The following is a 16,931-nucleotide window of genomic DNA, read 5'->3' on the forward strand; positions in this document are numbered from 1 at the left end:
TGCCGCATCTCCTTATTCATTTCTGGAATCCAGTTCAGCCTTAATTTCAGGATAGATTTTATCCAGGTTGTAAAACAGCATAGTGACGATGGAGCATACAAGAAGAAGCATAGGGATGTACAGGTACATGGATTTAATTGCCAGCACCGCATTGGAACTCTGTGCGGATGCGCCGCCCTGGTAAGCGCCCCATGCCAGAAGGGCGCCGCTGATGCCTCCGGCTATTGCTTGGGCAACCTTTCCCAAAAAGCCGTTGATGGCGGACAGGGAACCGGCTGTGTTGACCCCTGTTTTCCATTCGCCATAGTCCACAGGGTCTGCCTGCATGGAGAAATAGATGCTCTCCTTCATGCCGTATCCAAGAGCAGTTACACCGGCTCCTGCCAGTATGGCCATATGGTTCATGCCTGCAAACAGGATGACAGCCAGCCCGGCCAGCTGGATGGCTGCGCTGCCCACATACAGGTTGCGCTTACCCATCCGCCTGGCCAGTGCAGGAACCAGGAAATTGGCTGCCATGGGAACGATGGACATGATGGTGGCAATGGTGACAGACAGTTCCTTGCTGCCTATGACAGCTGTGTAATAGTATACGATTGCGCTGGTCTGAAGGAAAAAGCCGGTCCACATGAAGAGGATGTTGAGGGCAAAGATAAGCCAGGGCTTGTTCTTTTTCAGGGATACAAGGCTTTCCTTCAGGGTAACGCTGCCGGCTGTTGTGGTTACCCTTTCCTTTACATTGGCAAAGGTAAAGAAGAACAGCAGGCATCCGATGAAACCAAAGATTATCATTACAATACGGAATCCCAGTGCTTCGCTGCCCTTACCCAGGGAATCCACCAGTTTTAAGGCCGTGGAGCTGACCACAGTGGAGCCCAGGAAGGCGAAAAACTTGCGGGTGGTGGACAGGGCGGTCCGTTCCTGGGTATCGGCTGTCAGGCTTGGCAGGATGGAGGCCATGGGGATGTTCACCACCGTGTAGGTGAAGGACAGGCCAATATAAGTCACATAGGCATAGATGAGCTTGCCGCTTTGGGAAATATCCGGCACACTGAAGGCAAGGACGGCAAACAGTGCAAAGGGTATGGCGCCAAAGAGAAAATAGGGCCTGGATTTTCCCCAGCGTGTATTGGTGTGGTCAATGCAGTAACCGATGAGCAAATCCGTGCCTCCGTCTATAAAACGGGTGACCACAAACATGAAGGCAATGGACTTTGCGCTGAGTGACATGACATCCGTATAAAAATATAAGAGGTAAAGGGAAATCATCTGCCAAATCAGGTTGCATGCAAAGTCAGAGACCCCATAACCTATTCTCTGTTTCCATATCTGCTGTTTCACATATCTCATGGTTGAATCCTGTTTCATTCAATAACCCCTCCTTGTATTTGATGTTATCATTGTAAGGGATAAGATGATAAAAAACGATTGAGTTTCATAATCAAATAAATTGATGTTTTATAACCTGTCTGCTACAATCATAGCAGAGATGGGAGGTAAAGACCATGACAACCGGAGAATTAGAAAGCCAGCTGATGGAATTTAACGAGGATGAACGGTTTTATCAGCAGTATTACAATGTGAAACAGAATAAGTGGATGCTGGAGGAATTTTTAGAAAGTCTGGATTTTAATGAGGTTATACGCCGCCGTCTGATTGTGCCGGAGGTATCAGGGGGCTGGATGCCTTATGATATGAAAGATGAAGCCTACTTTGATGCGGAGGATAAGAACCATATTGTAATCAGTAAGCACAACCGTTTCACGCCCCCCTTCCGGCACCGCCATATATTCTTTGAGCTGGCCTATGTGGTGAAGGGGAGCTGCAGCCAGGATATAGGAAAAGACAGGATTGAGATGGAGGAGGGGGACTTCTGTCTTCTGGCGCCGGATACCATTCACAGCGTCGGGGTGTTTGATGACAGCCTGCTGGTAAACATACTGGTAAGGCGGAGTACCTTTGAGGACATATTTTTTAATATGCTGAGGGACACAAATATGATAGCCACCTTCTTTAACCAGTCCCTGTACTCAGGAGTCCATAATCCCTACCTGATTATCCCGGCCAGGGGTGACATGGTGCTGAAGGAATATGTTCTGTCAATGTTTCTGGAATATCTGGGAAAGAAACGGTACTATGAAAAGATACTCAATAATCAGCTGATGATTCTGTTTGCCAAAATGCTTCAGGGGTATGAAGAACGTATCCGGCTGCCCAGCAGGATGCGCAGGGCCACGCAGGAGAGCATGAGAATCCTAAGTTATATTGAAGACAACTATCAGAATGTGACCCTTGGGGAGACTGCGGCCCAGTTCCACTTTTCCCAGCCCTATTGCTCCAAAATCATAAAGGAATATACAGGCAAATCATTTACGCAGATTGTCCAGGAAATCCGTTTCCAGAAGGCTGCCATTCTTTTGAACAATACAAATATCAGTATAGCGGAGATAAGCAGACGGGTGGGGTTTGAACATGTGGAGCATTTTAACAGGCTGTTTAAGAAGCTGTACCATATGCCGCCGGGACAGTACCGGAAGGGGAATGGGGAATCATCTGATGGGATATGCCGATGATGCTTGAATACATTACATCGCCGGTTCCTTCAACTGTTCCGCGGAAGGCGGTAGCAATACCGTAAAAAATATAGAACACAGCAATGCTTCTGAAAAAGGAGAAGCTTATTCCGATGGCCTCCTGGTCTATGCCGAACATTGCAACCAGCCTGCCGCCAAAGAACGTCATGATGATTGACAGGAATACGGAGATGGCAGCCACGGTGTGTGTGCCGAATCCATTCATGAAGTTTTGCAGTACAATGTTGCCAAAGGAGGTAATGCCGGACTGGATGGCCGGCGGAAAGCCGAACCTGTTTCCCCGCCTTACGATATCCCAATGTACTATTTTATTTCTGGCTGAAAATCTTAACTGAGGATAGTGTTTCATACTGTAAAAAATAATGAAAACAGTCATTGATATCTGGGAAATCACAGTTGCGGCAGCGGCTCCGGCCACGCCGTAACGCAGCACTGCCACAAACAGAATATCCAGGAACACATTGGCGGCTGAGGATATTAATACGGAGTAAAAAGGGGCCCTGCTGTCGCCGGTGGCCCTGAGTACGGAGAAATATGTATTATATACGGCCAGGAATGGAATACCGATAAGAATAATCCGCAGGTAATCCCTTGAAAATGAATACATATCCGCCGGAGTATTTACCAGGTCCAGTATGGAGCCGGCAAGAGCAAAACCAAGTACTGCCATAACTATGCCTGTTCCCCCAAAATCAAAAAACCGTATGCGAAATAGACTCGCATACGGTAGGTGCTCACCCGTTTATAGGATATCAACAGCGTTGAATTTTGTAACAGCGTATCATGGAGCAGGGACGCTGTCAAGGCTGAATCATAGGGCTCCGGCTCCCATCAGCTGTGCAATCAGGCCCGATGTAAAGAACGTTCCGAAGATTACAAGCAGCGAAACCAGGACGCCTTTCCAGCCAATGGACAGAAATGCTTTCCAGTCCTTGCCGAGAAGCACACCTGCAAAGGCAAGGATGGGGGTGATGGATGCCATTAAATCAATTTTACCGGTCCAATAGATAACGGGCGCTGATAGGGGGGAGGCGGGAACGGCTGCCAACATGCCGATGATACCGATATAGGTTACGGCCGGCAGGCTGCCGGGGATAAAGTGCTTTGCTGTCAGGCCAAGGAAGCTGATTGCGCACAGAATTAGCATGCCGGGAATGGAGTCCAGAAAATGTCCGCCGTATCCCGCTATGTTACATGCCATGGTCAGAAAAACCATGACTGCCAGTGATATTCCCCATTCTGCACAAAGGCTTCCATAGGATTCTGTCTCGTTCATAATCTTACCCCTTTCTTTTCATGACCTTATAAATCATGTTGCTCAGCGGAATCGTAATAAAAATCCCAAGGTAAACAGTGATGGCGGATGAAATCACATTGCTGATGGTTGCAAAGGCTGTCAGTGTGTCAGGATTACTGCCGGGAGCAGCCTCTATGACGCCTGCCAGCCCCGCAGCCATCATGGAGGAGCTTCCTGCCCCCACTGCCATGGCAGCTGCTTCCGGGCGGAAGATTCCCAGTGCAACAAAAATAGGAGGAATAACACTCATAAAAATGCTGCCGAATACGGTGCCCACAATATAACAGACCATAACGCCCTTGAATTCATCGGACTCACTGCCGTACATATCGGCAATCAGCGCAACATTGGGTTCGCGGCTGAGCGCATAGCTCATCCCCACCGCTTCCCGCTTCATGCCCAGCACCAGGGCAATGGGCAGGGCAAAAAGCACGGTTCCGATGTTGCCGATGTTTTGCATAATCAGGATAGGACTGGCGGAAATCATCTCCCGGATGGAAGCGCCGCTGGAAATCCCCAGCTTTGCCATGGCAAATACAACACCCATGGACAGCATTCTGGAAGCAGCCGGAACATAGGCCTTTCCCACACCGTGAACCGGTTTGGCCAGGTACAGAACCAGCATGAAGAGCATGGCGTATAAAAGGGGCAGAAAGGTGACGGTGAACTTCCCCAGAGAAACCTTAATGGGACCAATCAGTTCTGCTGCCAGGCAGCACAGGACAACACACAGGAAAAATGAAGCGTATTTCTCGGGCATTTCGGACAATTTCTTTTGCATAGTCAGTTCCCCCCTCTCTATGCAGGTTTACCTGTTTTTGAGTTTTTCCAGTATCTCCGCCCGTCTGGCCTTGGTTCTGCGCAGCCAGATAACCGTGAGCACCAGCCCGAAGATTGTGACGGCAAAGAGGTAGACAAAGAACAGGCGGTAGCCAGCTGCGCCTGGAAAGCAATCCAGGATGACACCTGCCACAAACGGCGATGTGGCCTCCGGCAGATAGCCAATGGCACAAATCAGGCCGATGGCGGTACCCACGCATTCCGGCGGGAAATATTCCTCGTCCATAATGGCAAAATGCATGGTCACGCACATATACATGCAGAAGAAAATCATCAGGCAGGCAACCAGAATGGGGAGGACACCCAGAGAGGAGGGGGATGCCAGGATAATAACCAGCGCCGCAGCCAGTCCAATCTGTCCGGTGAGCATGACCTTGGAATTGTTAATCCTGTCGCCCAGTACGCCTGCCCCAAAGGAAGCAATGGGCCGGATATATTGTGAGGAGGAGGAGAGAACAGCGCCGAGAAGAGCGCTTACGCCAAACACCTCGGTTACATAGGGAGAAATATAGTAGTAGCCTGTGCTGATGGTGAGTGTTGAGAAAATGATGCCAATCATCAGCCAGACAGCAGGCATTTTAAGGGGTTTTGTCAGCATTTTTAGGTTTACCACATCGCTGCTGTCGCTCTTTTTGCCGTCGTCAATGCCTCTTAGCAGGAAAATATCAATCACACCCAGGAGAATGGTCATGGTTGAATAGAACAGAATGATTCCGCGCACACCGAAGGATTGGTTTTTTAAAATTGTCATCTGACCGAAAATCAGGGCTGCGATTGCCAGATAGACGGCGTTTGAGATTCCGCGGCCGCCTTCAAAGATGCCAAAGGCCTTACCCTGCTCATTGACAGACGCAAGATTGCGCACAGCCTTTGTCTGGGCCGGGAAAAAGAGCATCAGGCAGGTGATGGCAAACAATCCGTGAATGATTACCATAATGATGGGAGAAGGAATGGTCAGCATCAAAAGTCCCAGGGCGCCCGTTGATATCATTGCTGCGGGAATCAGTTTTTTGATGGATATGTAGTCGCAGATGATTCCGCCGAACAGATACGCGGCGATTCCGCCCACGCCCAATGCCGTACCGCACAGGCCCATCTGGGTATTGGTCATGCCGAAGGTTTCCATAAAGGGATTATAGTAGTATGAACGGAACCAGGGCAGGGAACAGATAAAGGAACCGGATAATGTCAGTGTGATTAAGAGCGGCAGATTCTTTTTTAAGGATGGAGTTTCCATGTATATTCACCTCTTTCGTCCGTTATGGTAATATTTGCTCGGTTTCAAGGGACTTCACATAAGCACAGTAGCCTTCGGCGCTGGCAAACAGGGGCTTGTGGGCCTCCTTCACCTTTTTCGCCAGCGCGCCCCCGTCGTCTAACAGACGGCAGGCCATGGCAGCCAGAAACAAAGATGCTGTTTCATAGATTTTCCGGTCCGCAATCCTGTAATCAGCCGCATGATGGACGCCGTGCATATAGTTGACAAATACCTGGATTCCGGGAATAACCTCGTTTAAGTCGCCCAAATCCGTGGAACCGCAGTTATGACCGCCCTGGTTTACGTGCCCTTTACCCAGAACATCATCCGCTGCCTGGGCAGCCGCCTGGTCCAGCTCCTTAAGGGGACGGTAGGGCAGATAACCCAGCTGTGTATTCACCACAGCCTTTCCGCCAAACGCATAAGCGCCTGCGCCCATGGCCCGGTCAAACTTTTTGGAAACATCCATAACGGTTTCCATCTTACCTGCCCGGCACTGGCACTCTATGCAGACTTCCTCCGGGATAGCGTTTACAACAGTGCCGCCTTTGGTGATAATGGGATGGACGCGCACCGTATCGCTGTCCTTGAAGGTTTCGCGTAAGGAATTGAGGGCAGTCAGGGCTGTGTTTGCCATGTACAGGGCGTTGACGCCGTTTTCCGGGTCCGCGGCAGCGTGGGCGGACCGTCCTTTGAAAGTGACATTTTTGGAGGTAAAACCGTTGTGGGAGCCAAGAATGGTGATTGTGCCGTCATTTCCCAGACCGGCGTGCATGGAAACCACTATGTCCACGCCTTCAAAACCGCCCCGGTACAAAAGCTCCGCCTTGCCGCCCAGGAAATGGAGACGGCCCTTTTTGATTTCCTGCATTCTCCACTCTGACTCTAAGCATTCCTCCGCCGGAACGCCGGCCAGCATGACTTTCCCGCCGAAATTCTTTAATACACCGCTTTCTGCCAGGGTCAGGAAGGCTCCTATGGCGGTCGCCATCTGGATGGAATGGCCGCAGGCATGGGCGGCGCCTGTTTCCGGATTACAGTCCGGATGAGAATAGCAGATAAGGGAGTCCATTTCTCCCATAATCATCACGCAGGGACCGGGCCTTCCGGTATCAAGGGTACAGGTAAATCCCGTTACATCCGGCCATGTACGGGCCTCGAAACCATGTTTTTTCAGGACATCCAGACAGTACTGCTGGGTTTGTATTTCCTTAAATCCTGTCTCCGGGTGATGCCAGAGCCAGTCGCCGTTTGCCTCAATCTCCGGCAGCTGTTTTTTTAGCTCCGCAGTCAGCCGTTCCAGCGTTTCTTTGTACAATTGTTCCATTAAACGTTCCTCCTGATTTCCGATAGAAGTGAAATGTGTTTCATTTATGGATGTGCACGTCCGTTGTTTTTGTATTTTATCCATAAAACGGTCAGGAGTAAAGTACCATAACGATTTTGATATGTGTACCAAGTTGAATGTTGGTACATTCGGTTGTTATACCAGGAAACACGCCAGAATTTCTGCCAGCCGGCGGACCCCTTCCATGATTTCCTCATCCGTGGCGGAAGAATAGGATATGCGCAGATAGGACTCACCGCGGCTGCCCTCGGCAAAAAAGGTATTTCCCGGCATCAGAAGCAGTCCTGCCCGCTCTGCCGCTGCAGCCACCTGGCGGTCATTTGTGTGCTCAGGAAGACGGGTCCAGATAAAAAGACCGCCCTCCGGAACCGTAAATGACAGGCCGGGAATCCGGGAAAGGCAGCTGCACATCAAATCCCGTTTTTTTCTGTAAAAGTCGGTCAGGAACTGTCTGTGCTTTTCATAGTATCCCTTTTCAAAAAAACGTGCCCACATATACTGGCTCATGCTGCTTAGAAACAGCTGGTCCTTATTGATGATGCGCCGGTAGGTTTTGATTACATTATCCGGCGCAACGATATAGCCTATCCGGGCGCCGGGAAAAAAGGACAGGTTAAAGGAATCCATGTATATGACCGAGCTGGTCCGGTCCATGGAGTACAGGCTTGGGAGGGTAACGCCGCTGTAGTTAAAATCATATAGGGAATCGTCCTCCACTATGGGAATGTTGTGTGAAACCGCGCACTGCAGCAGCTGTTTTCTCTTTTCCAGGCTCATAACCGCGGTAGAAGGATTGTGGAAACTGGGCATGGAATAGATTAACCTGGGACGGTAACGCTCTACCAGGTTTTCCAGCATTTCAATCCGTATTCCGTCCTTTTCCAAGGGTACAAAGAGTACATGGGCTCCTGTGTGCAGGAAAATATTGACAATGGCCGGAAGGGCCGGTTCTTCCACAATCACATAATCGCCCTCTTTCAGATACATGAAGGCGATATTGCTCAGGGCCTCATAGGTTTCGCTTATAATCTGGATGTTCTGGGGCTGGACGTAGATGTTGCGCCCAAAGAGCATGGAAGACAGAGCGGTTCTTACATGTTCGGTTCCCTGGGGGTCGCAGAACCAGAAGGGCTCTATATTGTCTCCGGCCGTAATTTCCCCCAGGATTTCGTGCAGATAGGACAGGGGCAGGGCTTCCCTGTTTGCCAGAACCCCTGCAAAGGGAATGGAACTGGAGAGATAGGAGGAATTGTACAAATGCTGGAACGTGTTCTGCAGCCCCAGAAAGTGGTAATTGAAATTCTTGTCCAGAGAGGAAAAAGCTTTACTGGTATCCGGCCTGCTGTCGGGCTTTATTTCGGATGGGCTGTTTCTCACAAAATATCCTCTGGGGGCCTTGGAGGAGGCATAGACTAAGCCTTCGCGTATGAGTATCTCGTATGCTTTTTTGACGGTATTGCGGTGGACGCCCAGCCGTTCCACCAGCTGGCGCTCCGATGGCAGCTTAAATCCGCCGGAGAGCTGTCCGGAGAGAATCTGGCTGCGGATTGTGTTGCGGATTTGTTTGTATAGCGGGGTTGTGCTGTTTTTAGTCAGTTGAATTTCCATGTTCGCTCCTTGGGTGATTTGTTGGAAAAGAATGAGGCCGGAAATCAAGCGCTTTCCGTAACGCTTCAGAGAAGAGATGGAACGTTTGTAAACATCTGCATTAAAAATCCACGTTAAAAAATCAGCCGTATATCTTTCTCATTACAATAAGTGACAAAGGTTTCCGGCGGTTTCCGGTCCGTAACCAGGCCGGTTATCTGGTTTAAGGCGCTGTAGGTGTAAAGGGCCATACGGTCAAATTTGTCATGGTCGGCCAGCAGGTATATCTGGCTGCTGTTTTTGCAGACACTTTTTTTCACAATATACTCATCTTCAGAAGCATTTGTGAGCCCGCCGCGAATGGAAACACCGGTGGCGGCCATGAATGCTTTTTGAATGTTGACAGAATGCATGTAAAAATCAATGTCATGCTCAACAAATGACCATGTTTTCCGGTTTAAGCGCCCCGGCATACTGATTATGGTGATATTTTCATAAGGAGAGGCTTTCATGGAAACACGCAGGCTGTTTGTAATCACTGTGCAGGGTATTTCTTTTAAATAGTCAATGAGCTGAAGACAGGTGGTGCCGGTATCAATGAAGATGATATCATCAGGCATGATTAGGCGCGCTGCCTGCCGGCAGATGTAGTCTTTCTCTGTTTGGTTGACAATATCACGCTCTTCAAAGGGGAGCAGGGGCATGGAGGCCGGGACATCTGGTTCCAGGGCGCGGATGCCACCGTATACCTTTTTGGTGTTACCTCTTTTTACAAGTTCGTCCAAATCCCTGCGGGCAGTACTTTTTGAGATATTAAAATGTTCGCAGATGGATTCCAGGGAAACGGATTTCTTTTCTATAATATATGCTTCAATCAAATCAATACGCGCGGCTTTCATTTACGGGCCTCCTTTATTTATGTTCAGGTGTGTTCCTGGTTAAGTGTGTGCCTGGATAGGTATGTACCTGTTTGGGTATATTCCTATCTGTAGTTTAGTCTATTTTTGAAAATAAATCAATAAGGTAATCAAAAGATAATCATCAATTGACTGAAATATGTAAAAGATATATAAAAGTGAATATATTTAGAATATATAATGACCCAATAAAATAAATATACTCAAAATATAGTCAAAAATAAATTGACAAGAACATAGAACAATGGTAATATACAGCCATAAACAAACCAACATAATCAAAAGATACTCAAAGACAACATTGAGAAAGGAGCGCAAAAATGGGTACTGCAAAGACGGAAGTCAGAAAAATGGGTTATTGTGTAAACGGAGAATGGAAGGAATCCAGGAGCGGAAGGTATGAGGAGGTGACAGACTCCAGTACAGGCGAAGTGATTGCCGCCGTGCCCTGCTGTACCCCGGAGGAAGTTGATGGGGCGATTGCCTCCGCGCAGGCAGCTTTTCCTGCATGGTCAAAGATGTCGCTTTCCGGAAGACAGCAGTATATGTTTAAGTGGAGGGATGTGCTGTATGCACATAAGGAAGAACTGGCTGTGCTCTGCGCCAAAGAGCTGGGCAAGAACATAAAGGAAGCCAGAGGCGATGTCCAGAAGGCAATAGAACCTACCGAAGAAGCATGCGCCCTGCCAGCCATGATTCAGGGCGATGCAGCCATGCAGGTCACCACAAATTACGATACTTCAAGCTACCGGTTCCCTCTGGGCGTAACGGCAGGCATTGTGCCCATGAACTTCCCTGCCATGATTCCATGGGGATGGATGGTTCCCCTGTCCATTGCCTGCGGCAATACGGTTGTGTTAAAGGCAAGCTCCCAGACACCGCTGACATCCATGAGGATGATGGAGCTGTTTTACGAGGAAGCAGGCTTTCCCAAGGGTGTTGTCAATTTAGTTACCTGCAGCCGTGTGGAGGCGAATATCCTTCTGACCGATGAGCGGATAAAGGCGGTGACTTTTGTGGGAACCACCGGCGTGGGAAAACAGGTTTATTCAACCGCAGCGGCAAACGGCAAGCGGGTACAGTCCCAGACAGAGGCCAAGAACCATGCCCTGGTGCTGGAGGACTGCAATCTGGAGGCAACCGTAAATGCAATCATTAATTCCACCTATGGCTGCGCTGGCATGAGATGTATGGCACTTCCGGCTATCTGTGTTCAGGAGAGCATTGCCGATGAATTTGTGAAGCTGCTGAAGGAAAAGGCGCAGGCTATGAAAATCGGGTGTGCATATGATGAGGATACGGATTTGGGTCCGGTTGTCAGCGCGGCACATAAGAAGAAAATCTGCGGTTGGATTCAGAAGGGCATTGACGAGGGCGCAACGCTTGTATTGGACGGCAGGGATGTTGTGGTGCCGGGCTATGAAAACGGATACTTTGTGGGCCCCACCATACTGGACTATGTAAAGCCGGGAATGACGGTTGGTGACAGTGAAATCTTCGGGCCGGTAACCTGTATTAAGAGAGTGAAAGATTACGAGGAAGGCATTGCAGTCATGAACGCCAACCCGTTTGCAAACGGTTCCTGTATCTTTACCCGGAGCGGATATTACAGCCGTAAGTTTGTAATGGAGACGGACGGCGGTATGGTAGGCGTTAACGTGGGTATTCCGGTTCCAACCGCTTACTTCCCATTCTCAGGAAACAAGGATTCCTTCTTCGGCGACCTGCATGTTCTGGGCAGGGACGGATACCGGTTCTTTACCAGGGCCAAGACCGTAACCACACACTGGTTTGACGAAAAGGCCGGCAAGCGTAAGGTGGGGACCTGGGAAGGCAGCACAGAGCTGTAAGGCATTGTTTATAACACCTGGATTAAAACTACATATTCTTCTGCAAACATGATAGAAGAGGACGATTCCGTTAAAGGGAATTGTCCTCTTCTTTGCAGGGAACTGTCTTTGTTTTTCAGGGTGTTTTCAACCGCCGATTAATACATTAAATCCGCAGGCCGCAGTCTGTCACGGATGTCCTGCATATGCTGCCCGGATGGAGTTACAAGTTACGGCAGAGAATACATTTGCGTCTTTGAACAAAGCGTGATACAATCAGAGCAGTACCTATTATGAACAGGGTAATTCAATATTTCGGTCAATCCAAACGAACGTGACAGAATGATAGTTCGGTCAGCCGGGAATCGGGGAGAAGGAAAGATGGAAGGAGAAGGATTATGGAGAAGAATTGCGCCGATGAGGCAGAGGACATCACTGAAAGCCAGGAGGATGTCAGATGCTATGTGGGAGTAGGAGCTTCCGCTGGGGGCGTAGAGGCGCTGCAGGAACTGTTTCATAATATGCCGGAGGATACAGGTGCATCGTTTATCATTGTGCAGCATCTTTCACCGGATGCCGTCAGCCTGATGGACAAAATACTGCAAAAATCCTCTAGGCTGCCGGTCCAGCTGGCAGAGGAAGGGGAGGTGCCAAAACCAAATCATATTTATCTGAATCATCCCGGTAAGACACTGACCATGAAAGAGGGACGTTTTCACCTGGAGTCGGCCCACGACCGGAACCAGCTGTACCTTCCCATTAACCTGCTGTTCCAGTCCCTGGCATCGGTGAGCGGCGTCCATGCCGTGGCAATTGTTTTGTCGGGAAGCGGCTCCGACGGGGCCATTGGAATCGGCTCAATCAAGGAAAACGGAGGACTGGTGATTGTCCAGAAACCAGGGGAAGCACAGTATGCATCCATGCCCCAGAGCGCAATTACAACCGGCATGGTGGATTTGATTCTGGACGTGGCCCAGATAGGGAACTCTCTGAAGGAATATTTGCAGAATCCCCACATACAGTCCATGCATCAGGGAGAACAGGACCATATGGAGCTGGCGGAGGACTATTCCTGTATTCTGAATGCCATCAGTCTGTACTCGGATATTGATTTTACCATCTATAAGACCAACACGATTTACAGAAGGATTGAACGGCGTATTGCCCTGAATAATTTTCATGGGATGGGTGATTATCTGGACTACCTGCTTTCCACTGAGGAGGAGCGGGCGCAGCTGTACCGGGATTTGCTGATTGGGGTCACCTCTTTTTTCCGTGATGAGGAGGCGTTTTGCCATCTGGGAGAAAATGTAATCATCCCGCTCCTTAAAAAAAGGAAGTCAGTGCGGCTGTGGAGCGTTGCCTGCTCCACCGGCGAGGAGGCATATTCACTGGCAATTCTGATTTGCGAATGCATGGAATCCACCCATACCAGCGTGGATGTGAAAATTTTTGCCACGGATGTGGACCAGAACGCCATAGCCATTGCCCAGAAGGGAATCTATTCGGAAAGCCTGCTGGACAATCTGAATCAGGCCATGCGGGATAAGTATTTTGAACATGCAAACGGCGGTTATCTGGTGGGTGAGAAAATCCGGAAAATGATTGTTTTTGCCAAACATAACATTTTCAGGGATGCACCGTTTTCAAAGCTGGATTTGATTGTGTGCCGCAATATGTTTATCTACGTGAAGCCGGAGATGCAGCAGAAAGCGCTGGGGGTATTCTATCAGCTTCTGGCAGAGGACGGCTACCTCTTTTTAGGCAGCAGTGAGTCAGTGGGAGAGATGGATGAGGCATACAACCTGCTGGATAAGAAGTGGAAAATCTATTCCAAAAATAAGGGGTATGCCCAGAAGAATGTATCCATATATCCGGCGCTGGACATGGGGGGAGGCTTTTCACCGCGCCAGACAAACAGGAGTGAACATTCCGCAAGAACGGGGAGACGCCTGCGCTCTGCCAGTATCTCGGAAAAACTTTTGTTTGCAATGGCCGGGCCCTCGGTGCTGCTGAATGAAGAGCTCAGGGTGGTGCAGGTAATCCAGGGAGGCGGGCAGTATATGAGGATGCAGGATGGTCAGTTCGACGGGGGACTCAGTTCCTTTTTCTCTCCCAGTCTGGCCACCTTTATTAACCGTCTGCTGACGGATTCCAAAAAAGTTTCAGACGGCATTGTGGAACGGCGGGCCACGGGGCTGTCTGATTATCCGGAAGAGGTTTTGTGCGTGAAGGTGCGGTTCTTTCACCTGACGGAAGGGGAGTACTATCTGGTACAGATTCGGTCCGAAGAATTGGCGAAGGCAGAATCAGCCGGTAATCCCCTGGATTTGCGCGAGTTAAAGGACAGCCGCATCCAGGAGCTGGAGAACGCATTGAATGAGAGCAACTGGAATCTGAAACTGGCAGTGGAGGAATCGGAGTCCCGCAATGAAGAACTCCAGGCCACCAATGAGGAGCTGCTGGCATCCAATGAGGAGCTGCAGAGCACCAATGAGGAGATGCAGTCCGTCAATGAAGAACTGTATACCATCAATGCTGAGTACCAGAATAAAATTGTGGAGCTGACCACGGCCAATGCTGACTTTGATAATCTGCTGCTGAACGCGGACGTGGGGGCGCTGTATGTGGATGAAAAGATGCACATCCGCAAGATTACCCCCATCATGCTCCAGCACACCAATCTGCGGATTACAGATTTGGAGCGTCCGGTGACTCAGATTAATTTCCTTGACTCTTATCCTGATTTTACCCAGGATGTGACGGATGTGTCAAGGCAGGGGAAAATCGTGGAAAAAGAAATCACGGACCAGAATAATGTAATATGGCTGGTGAGGATTCGCCCGTATTTTGACCATACCCATACTTCAAAAGGCGTTCTGGTCTCTATGTTTGATATCACCAAGCGTCTGGAGGCGGCAAAGTTTGACTTGAAGCACCTGACGGACAGCGTGCCGGGCGGCGTACTCCGTCTGCGGTTTGAGGAGTTTCTGTTAATTGAATATGCGAATGACAGTTTTTTTGACCTGATTGGCTATACGGCAGAAGAAATGCGTCTGGATTTGCACAACCGCTTTGACCAGCTTTTACATGGTTCGGACTGGGTAGAACTGAAGGATGAAATCCGGCAGGCTGTATCCGGAGGCGGGCTTGTGAAGGCTGAATGCCGTCTGTGGCAAAAGGACGGAAGGAGCCGGTGGTGTTCCCTCCAGGCCGTGGCATTCCGGCAGGAACGCCACATTGAGATGCAGTGTATTGTCACGGACATCTCCCTGATTAAGGACTATGAAGAACAGCTGAAAAAGGAACGGGATTACTATAACAAACTGTACCAGAATGTGGTCTGCGGTATTGTACAATATGAAATTGAGGACAATACCCTGCGCTGCTATAATGCCAACAGCGAGGCAATCCAGATGCTGGGATATGAGTCCATGGAGGAATTCCGTAGGCAGACTGCGCAGACCCTTCCGGAGGTAACTGTTTCAGAGGATGCAGATTACATAAAGCGTACCCTTCTGTCCTTAAAGGAGGAGGGGGAGTGCGCAAGCTTTGAACACCGGGTCTGTACAAAGAATCAGGGAATCCGCTGGGTGACAGGGGTTGCGAAGGTAGTCCTCACACCGGACGGTAAAAAGCTGATTCAGAGCACCTTTATGGATACAACTGCCAGAAAGCGCGCCCTGGAGCAGGTGGAGGCGGAACGGGACCGGTATGACCGGCTCTACAAGGTTCTTTATAATACAGCTGTCTGCGGAATCGTCCAGGTGGATATCAGGAGCAATAAAATCCTCAGCATTAACCGTATTGCACTGCATATTCTGGACGAGGCCAGCGAGACGGATATTGAAAGGCGGCTTTTTGACGGAAACCCCAGGGACAGCCACAGGAAGAGCCTGGCCACAGTCGGCACATTTATGCAGTCTCTCGGAAAGGTGGGCGAGCAGAGGGAGGTTCGTTTTAATTTAATTAAAAGAGACGGGGCCCAGATTATCATTGAGGGTACTGCCAATTGGATTATGGAGGATAAGGAATCCAGCATAATCCAGTTTACTTTCCTGGATGTGACGGAACGTGAACGTCTGAAAGAGGCGCAGCTAGAGCTGGCGGTTGCCATCCAGTCCAATGCGGCCAAGACCAGCTTTCTCTCAAAGATGAGCCATGAAATCCGTACGCCGATGAACGGAATTATGGGAATGATTGATATTACAAGGCTGAATCTGGAGGATAAGGAAAAAATTTTGGATTGTCTGGATAAAATGAAGCTTTCCATGCAGCACCTTCAGATGCTGGTTAATGATGTACTGGATATGTCAAAGATTGAGAGCGGGAAGATGGAGTGCAGGGAGGCGGTGTTTGACCTGCGCCAGATGCTGGAGGAGGTTCTTTCCGAATACAGTTTTTCCGCTTCCAAAAGCGGTGTGGGGCTGACCCGCGCCATCAGTATCCAGCATCAGCATGTAATATCAGACCCTGTTTTTTTGCGGGAGATTCTGGGGAACCTGCTGAGCAATGCCATAAAATTCACCCCGTCCATGGGCATGGTGGTCCTGGTAGCGGAGGAGGCGCCTTCGGAGGAACAGGCAGCATACACATTCCGGGTAAGAGATTCCGGCTGCGGTATCAGCCGTGAAAGCCAGCAGGTTATTTTTGAGGCGTTTGAGCAGGGGGATGGAGAAGGTTCCGGTAAACTGCCGGGCACAGGACTGGGTCTGGCCATCTGCAAGAATCTGGTGGAGCTTTTAGGCGGAACCCTGCAGGTGGAGAGCCAGCTGGGCAGCGGCTCAGAGTTTTTCTTTACAATTCCCATGAAATTTGCCGTGAGTGAGGAGGTTCCGGCCCGAAACGGTACGGAGACAAAACAGGGCGCTGATGCGTTTAAAGAGAGCCGTATCCTGCTGGCAGAGGACAATGACCTGAATGCAGAGATTGCCCAGACCCTGCTTGGCAGTTACGGCTTTCAGGTGGAACGGGCGGTAAACGGAAAGGAGGCCCTGAAGTGTTTTTTGCGGAAAGAGGAAGGATATTATGACCTGATTCTCATGGACATCCAGATGCCGGTGATGGACGGGCTGACAGCCGCCAGAAAAATCAGGGAAAGCAAAAAGCCGGGCTCTCTTAAGATTCCCATTGTGGCCATGAGCGCCAACGCATTCCAGGAGGATGTGGAGCGCTCCCTGAACGCCGGAATGAACGCCCATACCACCAAGCCGATTGAGATTGAGAAGCTGGTGGAGCTGCTGAGTGCTTATTTATAATGC

11 protein-coding genes are annotated in these 16,931 nt (G+C 49.7%); 3 read left to right on the forward strand and 8 right to left on the reverse strand.

Going from position 1 to position 16,931, the window contains the following annotated elements:
- Positions 1-12 precede the first annotated feature (12 nt).
- A complete protein-coding gene (locus tag I2H39_RS21220; RefSeq protein WP_138309106.1) occupies positions 13-1,368 on the reverse strand; it encodes an MFS transporter in 1,356 nt (451 codons plus the stop codon).
- A gap of 137 nt (positions 1,369-1,505) precedes the next feature.
- Here I2H39_RS21220 and I2H39_RS21225 point away from each other — a divergent pair, with 137 nt between their 5' ends.
- The gene (locus tag I2H39_RS21225; protein ID WP_195627461.1) at positions 1,506-2,573 is read left to right on the forward strand and encodes an AraC family transcriptional regulator; all 1,068 of its coding nucleotides are present in this window, start codon (positions 1,506-1,508) and stop codon (positions 2,571-2,573) included.
- Here I2H39_RS21225 and I2H39_RS29690 read toward each other — a convergent pair.
- From I2H39_RS29690 to I2H39_RS21260, 7 genes are all read right to left on the reverse strand, one after another.
- Positions 2,497-3,300 carry an MATE family efflux transporter gene (locus I2H39_RS29690; RefSeq protein WP_347708600.1) on the reverse strand — a complete coding sequence of 268 codons (804 nt, stop codon included), beginning with the start codon at positions 3,298-3,300 and terminating at the stop codon, positions 2,497-2,499. The two genes, I2H39_RS21225 and I2H39_RS29690, sit on opposite strands and share 77 nt — an antisense overlap.
- A 105-nt stretch (positions 3,301-3,405) precedes the next feature.
- A complete protein-coding gene (locus tag I2H39_RS21235; RefSeq protein WP_195627463.1) occupies positions 3,406-3,870 on the reverse strand; it encodes a hypothetical protein in 465 nt (154 codons plus the stop codon).
- Positions 3,871-3,874: 4 nt separating this feature from the next.
- Positions 3,875-4,672 (reverse strand): DUF3100 domain-containing protein, encoded by a 798-nt coding sequence (locus I2H39_RS21240; RefSeq protein WP_195627464.1) that lies wholly within the window; start codon positions 4,670-4,672, stop codon positions 3,875-3,877.
- A gap of 27 nt (positions 4,673-4,699) precedes the next feature.
- Positions 4,700-5,968 (reverse strand): MFS transporter, encoded by a 1,269-nt coding sequence (locus I2H39_RS21245; RefSeq protein ID WP_195627465.1) that lies wholly within the window; start codon positions 5,966-5,968, stop codon positions 4,700-4,702.
- Positions 5,969-5,990: 22 nt separating this feature from the next.
- Complete coding sequence (locus tag I2H39_RS21250; RefSeq protein ID WP_195627466.1) at positions 5,991-7,316, reverse strand: amidohydrolase; 1,326 nt, start codon at positions 7,314-7,316, stop codon at positions 5,991-5,993.
- 156 nt (positions 7,317-7,472) lie between these two features.
- Positions 7,473-8,945 (reverse strand): PLP-dependent aminotransferase family protein, encoded by a 1,473-nt coding sequence (locus I2H39_RS21255; RefSeq protein WP_138309112.1) that lies wholly within the window; start codon positions 8,943-8,945, stop codon positions 7,473-7,475.
- A 113-nt stretch (positions 8,946-9,058) separates the two neighbouring features.
- On the reverse strand, positions 9,059-9,823 hold the full coding sequence (locus tag I2H39_RS21260; protein ID WP_138309113.1) for a DeoR/GlpR family DNA-binding transcription regulator: 765 nt from the start codon (positions 9,821-9,823) through the stop codon (positions 9,059-9,061).
- A gap of 338 nt (positions 9,824-10,161) precedes the next feature.
- On the opposite strand from I2H39_RS21260, the gene I2H39_RS21265 reads away from it, so the two are divergent.
- Both I2H39_RS21265 and I2H39_RS21270 read left to right on the forward strand, forming a co-directional pair.
- Positions 10,162-11,691: a CoA-acylating methylmalonate-semialdehyde dehydrogenase gene (locus tag I2H39_RS21265; RefSeq protein WP_240305590.1), complete on the forward strand. Its 1,530-nt coding sequence runs from the start codon at positions 10,162-10,164 to the stop codon at positions 11,689-11,691.
- A gap of 377 nt (positions 11,692-12,068) precedes the next feature.
- Entirely contained in the window at positions 12,069-16,928 is a 4,860-nt protein-coding gene (locus tag I2H39_RS21270; RefSeq protein ID WP_138309114.1) for a CheR family methyltransferase, read from the forward strand.
- The last annotated feature ends 3 nt before the right edge of the window (positions 16,929-16,931 follow it).

The organism is Clostridium sp. 1001283B150225_161107_B6, from assembly GCF_015556325.1.
Taxonomy (GTDB): domain Bacteria; phylum Bacillota; class Clostridia; order Lachnospirales; family Lachnospiraceae; genus Enterocloster.

Bases quoted from the DNA above. Each gene is read 5' to 3' on its own strand.
- I2H39_RS21220 (WP_138309106.1), bottom strand. From the start codon at position 1,368: ATGAAACAGGATTCAACCATGAGATATGTGAAACAGCAGATATGGAAA.
- I2H39_RS21225 (WP_195627461.1), top strand. From the start codon at position 1,506: ATGACAACCGGAGAATTAGAAAGCCAGCTGATGGAATTTAACGAGGAT.
- I2H39_RS21235 (WP_195627463.1), bottom strand. From the start codon at position 3,870: ATGAACGAGACAGAATCCTATGGAAGCCTTTGTGCAGAATGGGGAATA.
- I2H39_RS21240 (WP_195627464.1), bottom strand. From the start codon at position 4,672: ATGCAAAAGAAATTGTCCGAAATGCCCGAGAAATACGCTTCATTTTTC.
- I2H39_RS21245 (WP_195627465.1), bottom strand. From the start codon at position 5,968: ATGGAAACTCCATCCTTAAAAAAGAATCTGCCGCTCTTAATCACACTG.
- I2H39_RS21250 (WP_195627466.1), bottom strand. From the start codon at position 7,316: ATGGAACAATTGTACAAAGAAACGCTGGAACGGCTGACTGCGGAGCTA.
- I2H39_RS21255 (WP_138309112.1), bottom strand. From the start codon at position 8,945: ATGGAAATTCAACTGACTAAAAACAGCACAACCCCGCTATACAAACAA.
- I2H39_RS21260 (WP_138309113.1), bottom strand. From the start codon at position 9,823: ATGAAAGCCGCGCGTATTGATTTGATTGAAGCATATATTATAGAAAAG.
- I2H39_RS21265 (WP_240305590.1), top strand. From the start codon at position 10,162: ATGGGTACTGCAAAGACGGAAGTCAGAAAAATGGGTTATTGTGTAAAC.
- I2H39_RS21270 (WP_138309114.1), top strand. From the start codon at position 12,069: ATGGAGAAGAATTGCGCCGATGAGGCAGAGGACATCACTGAAAGCCAG.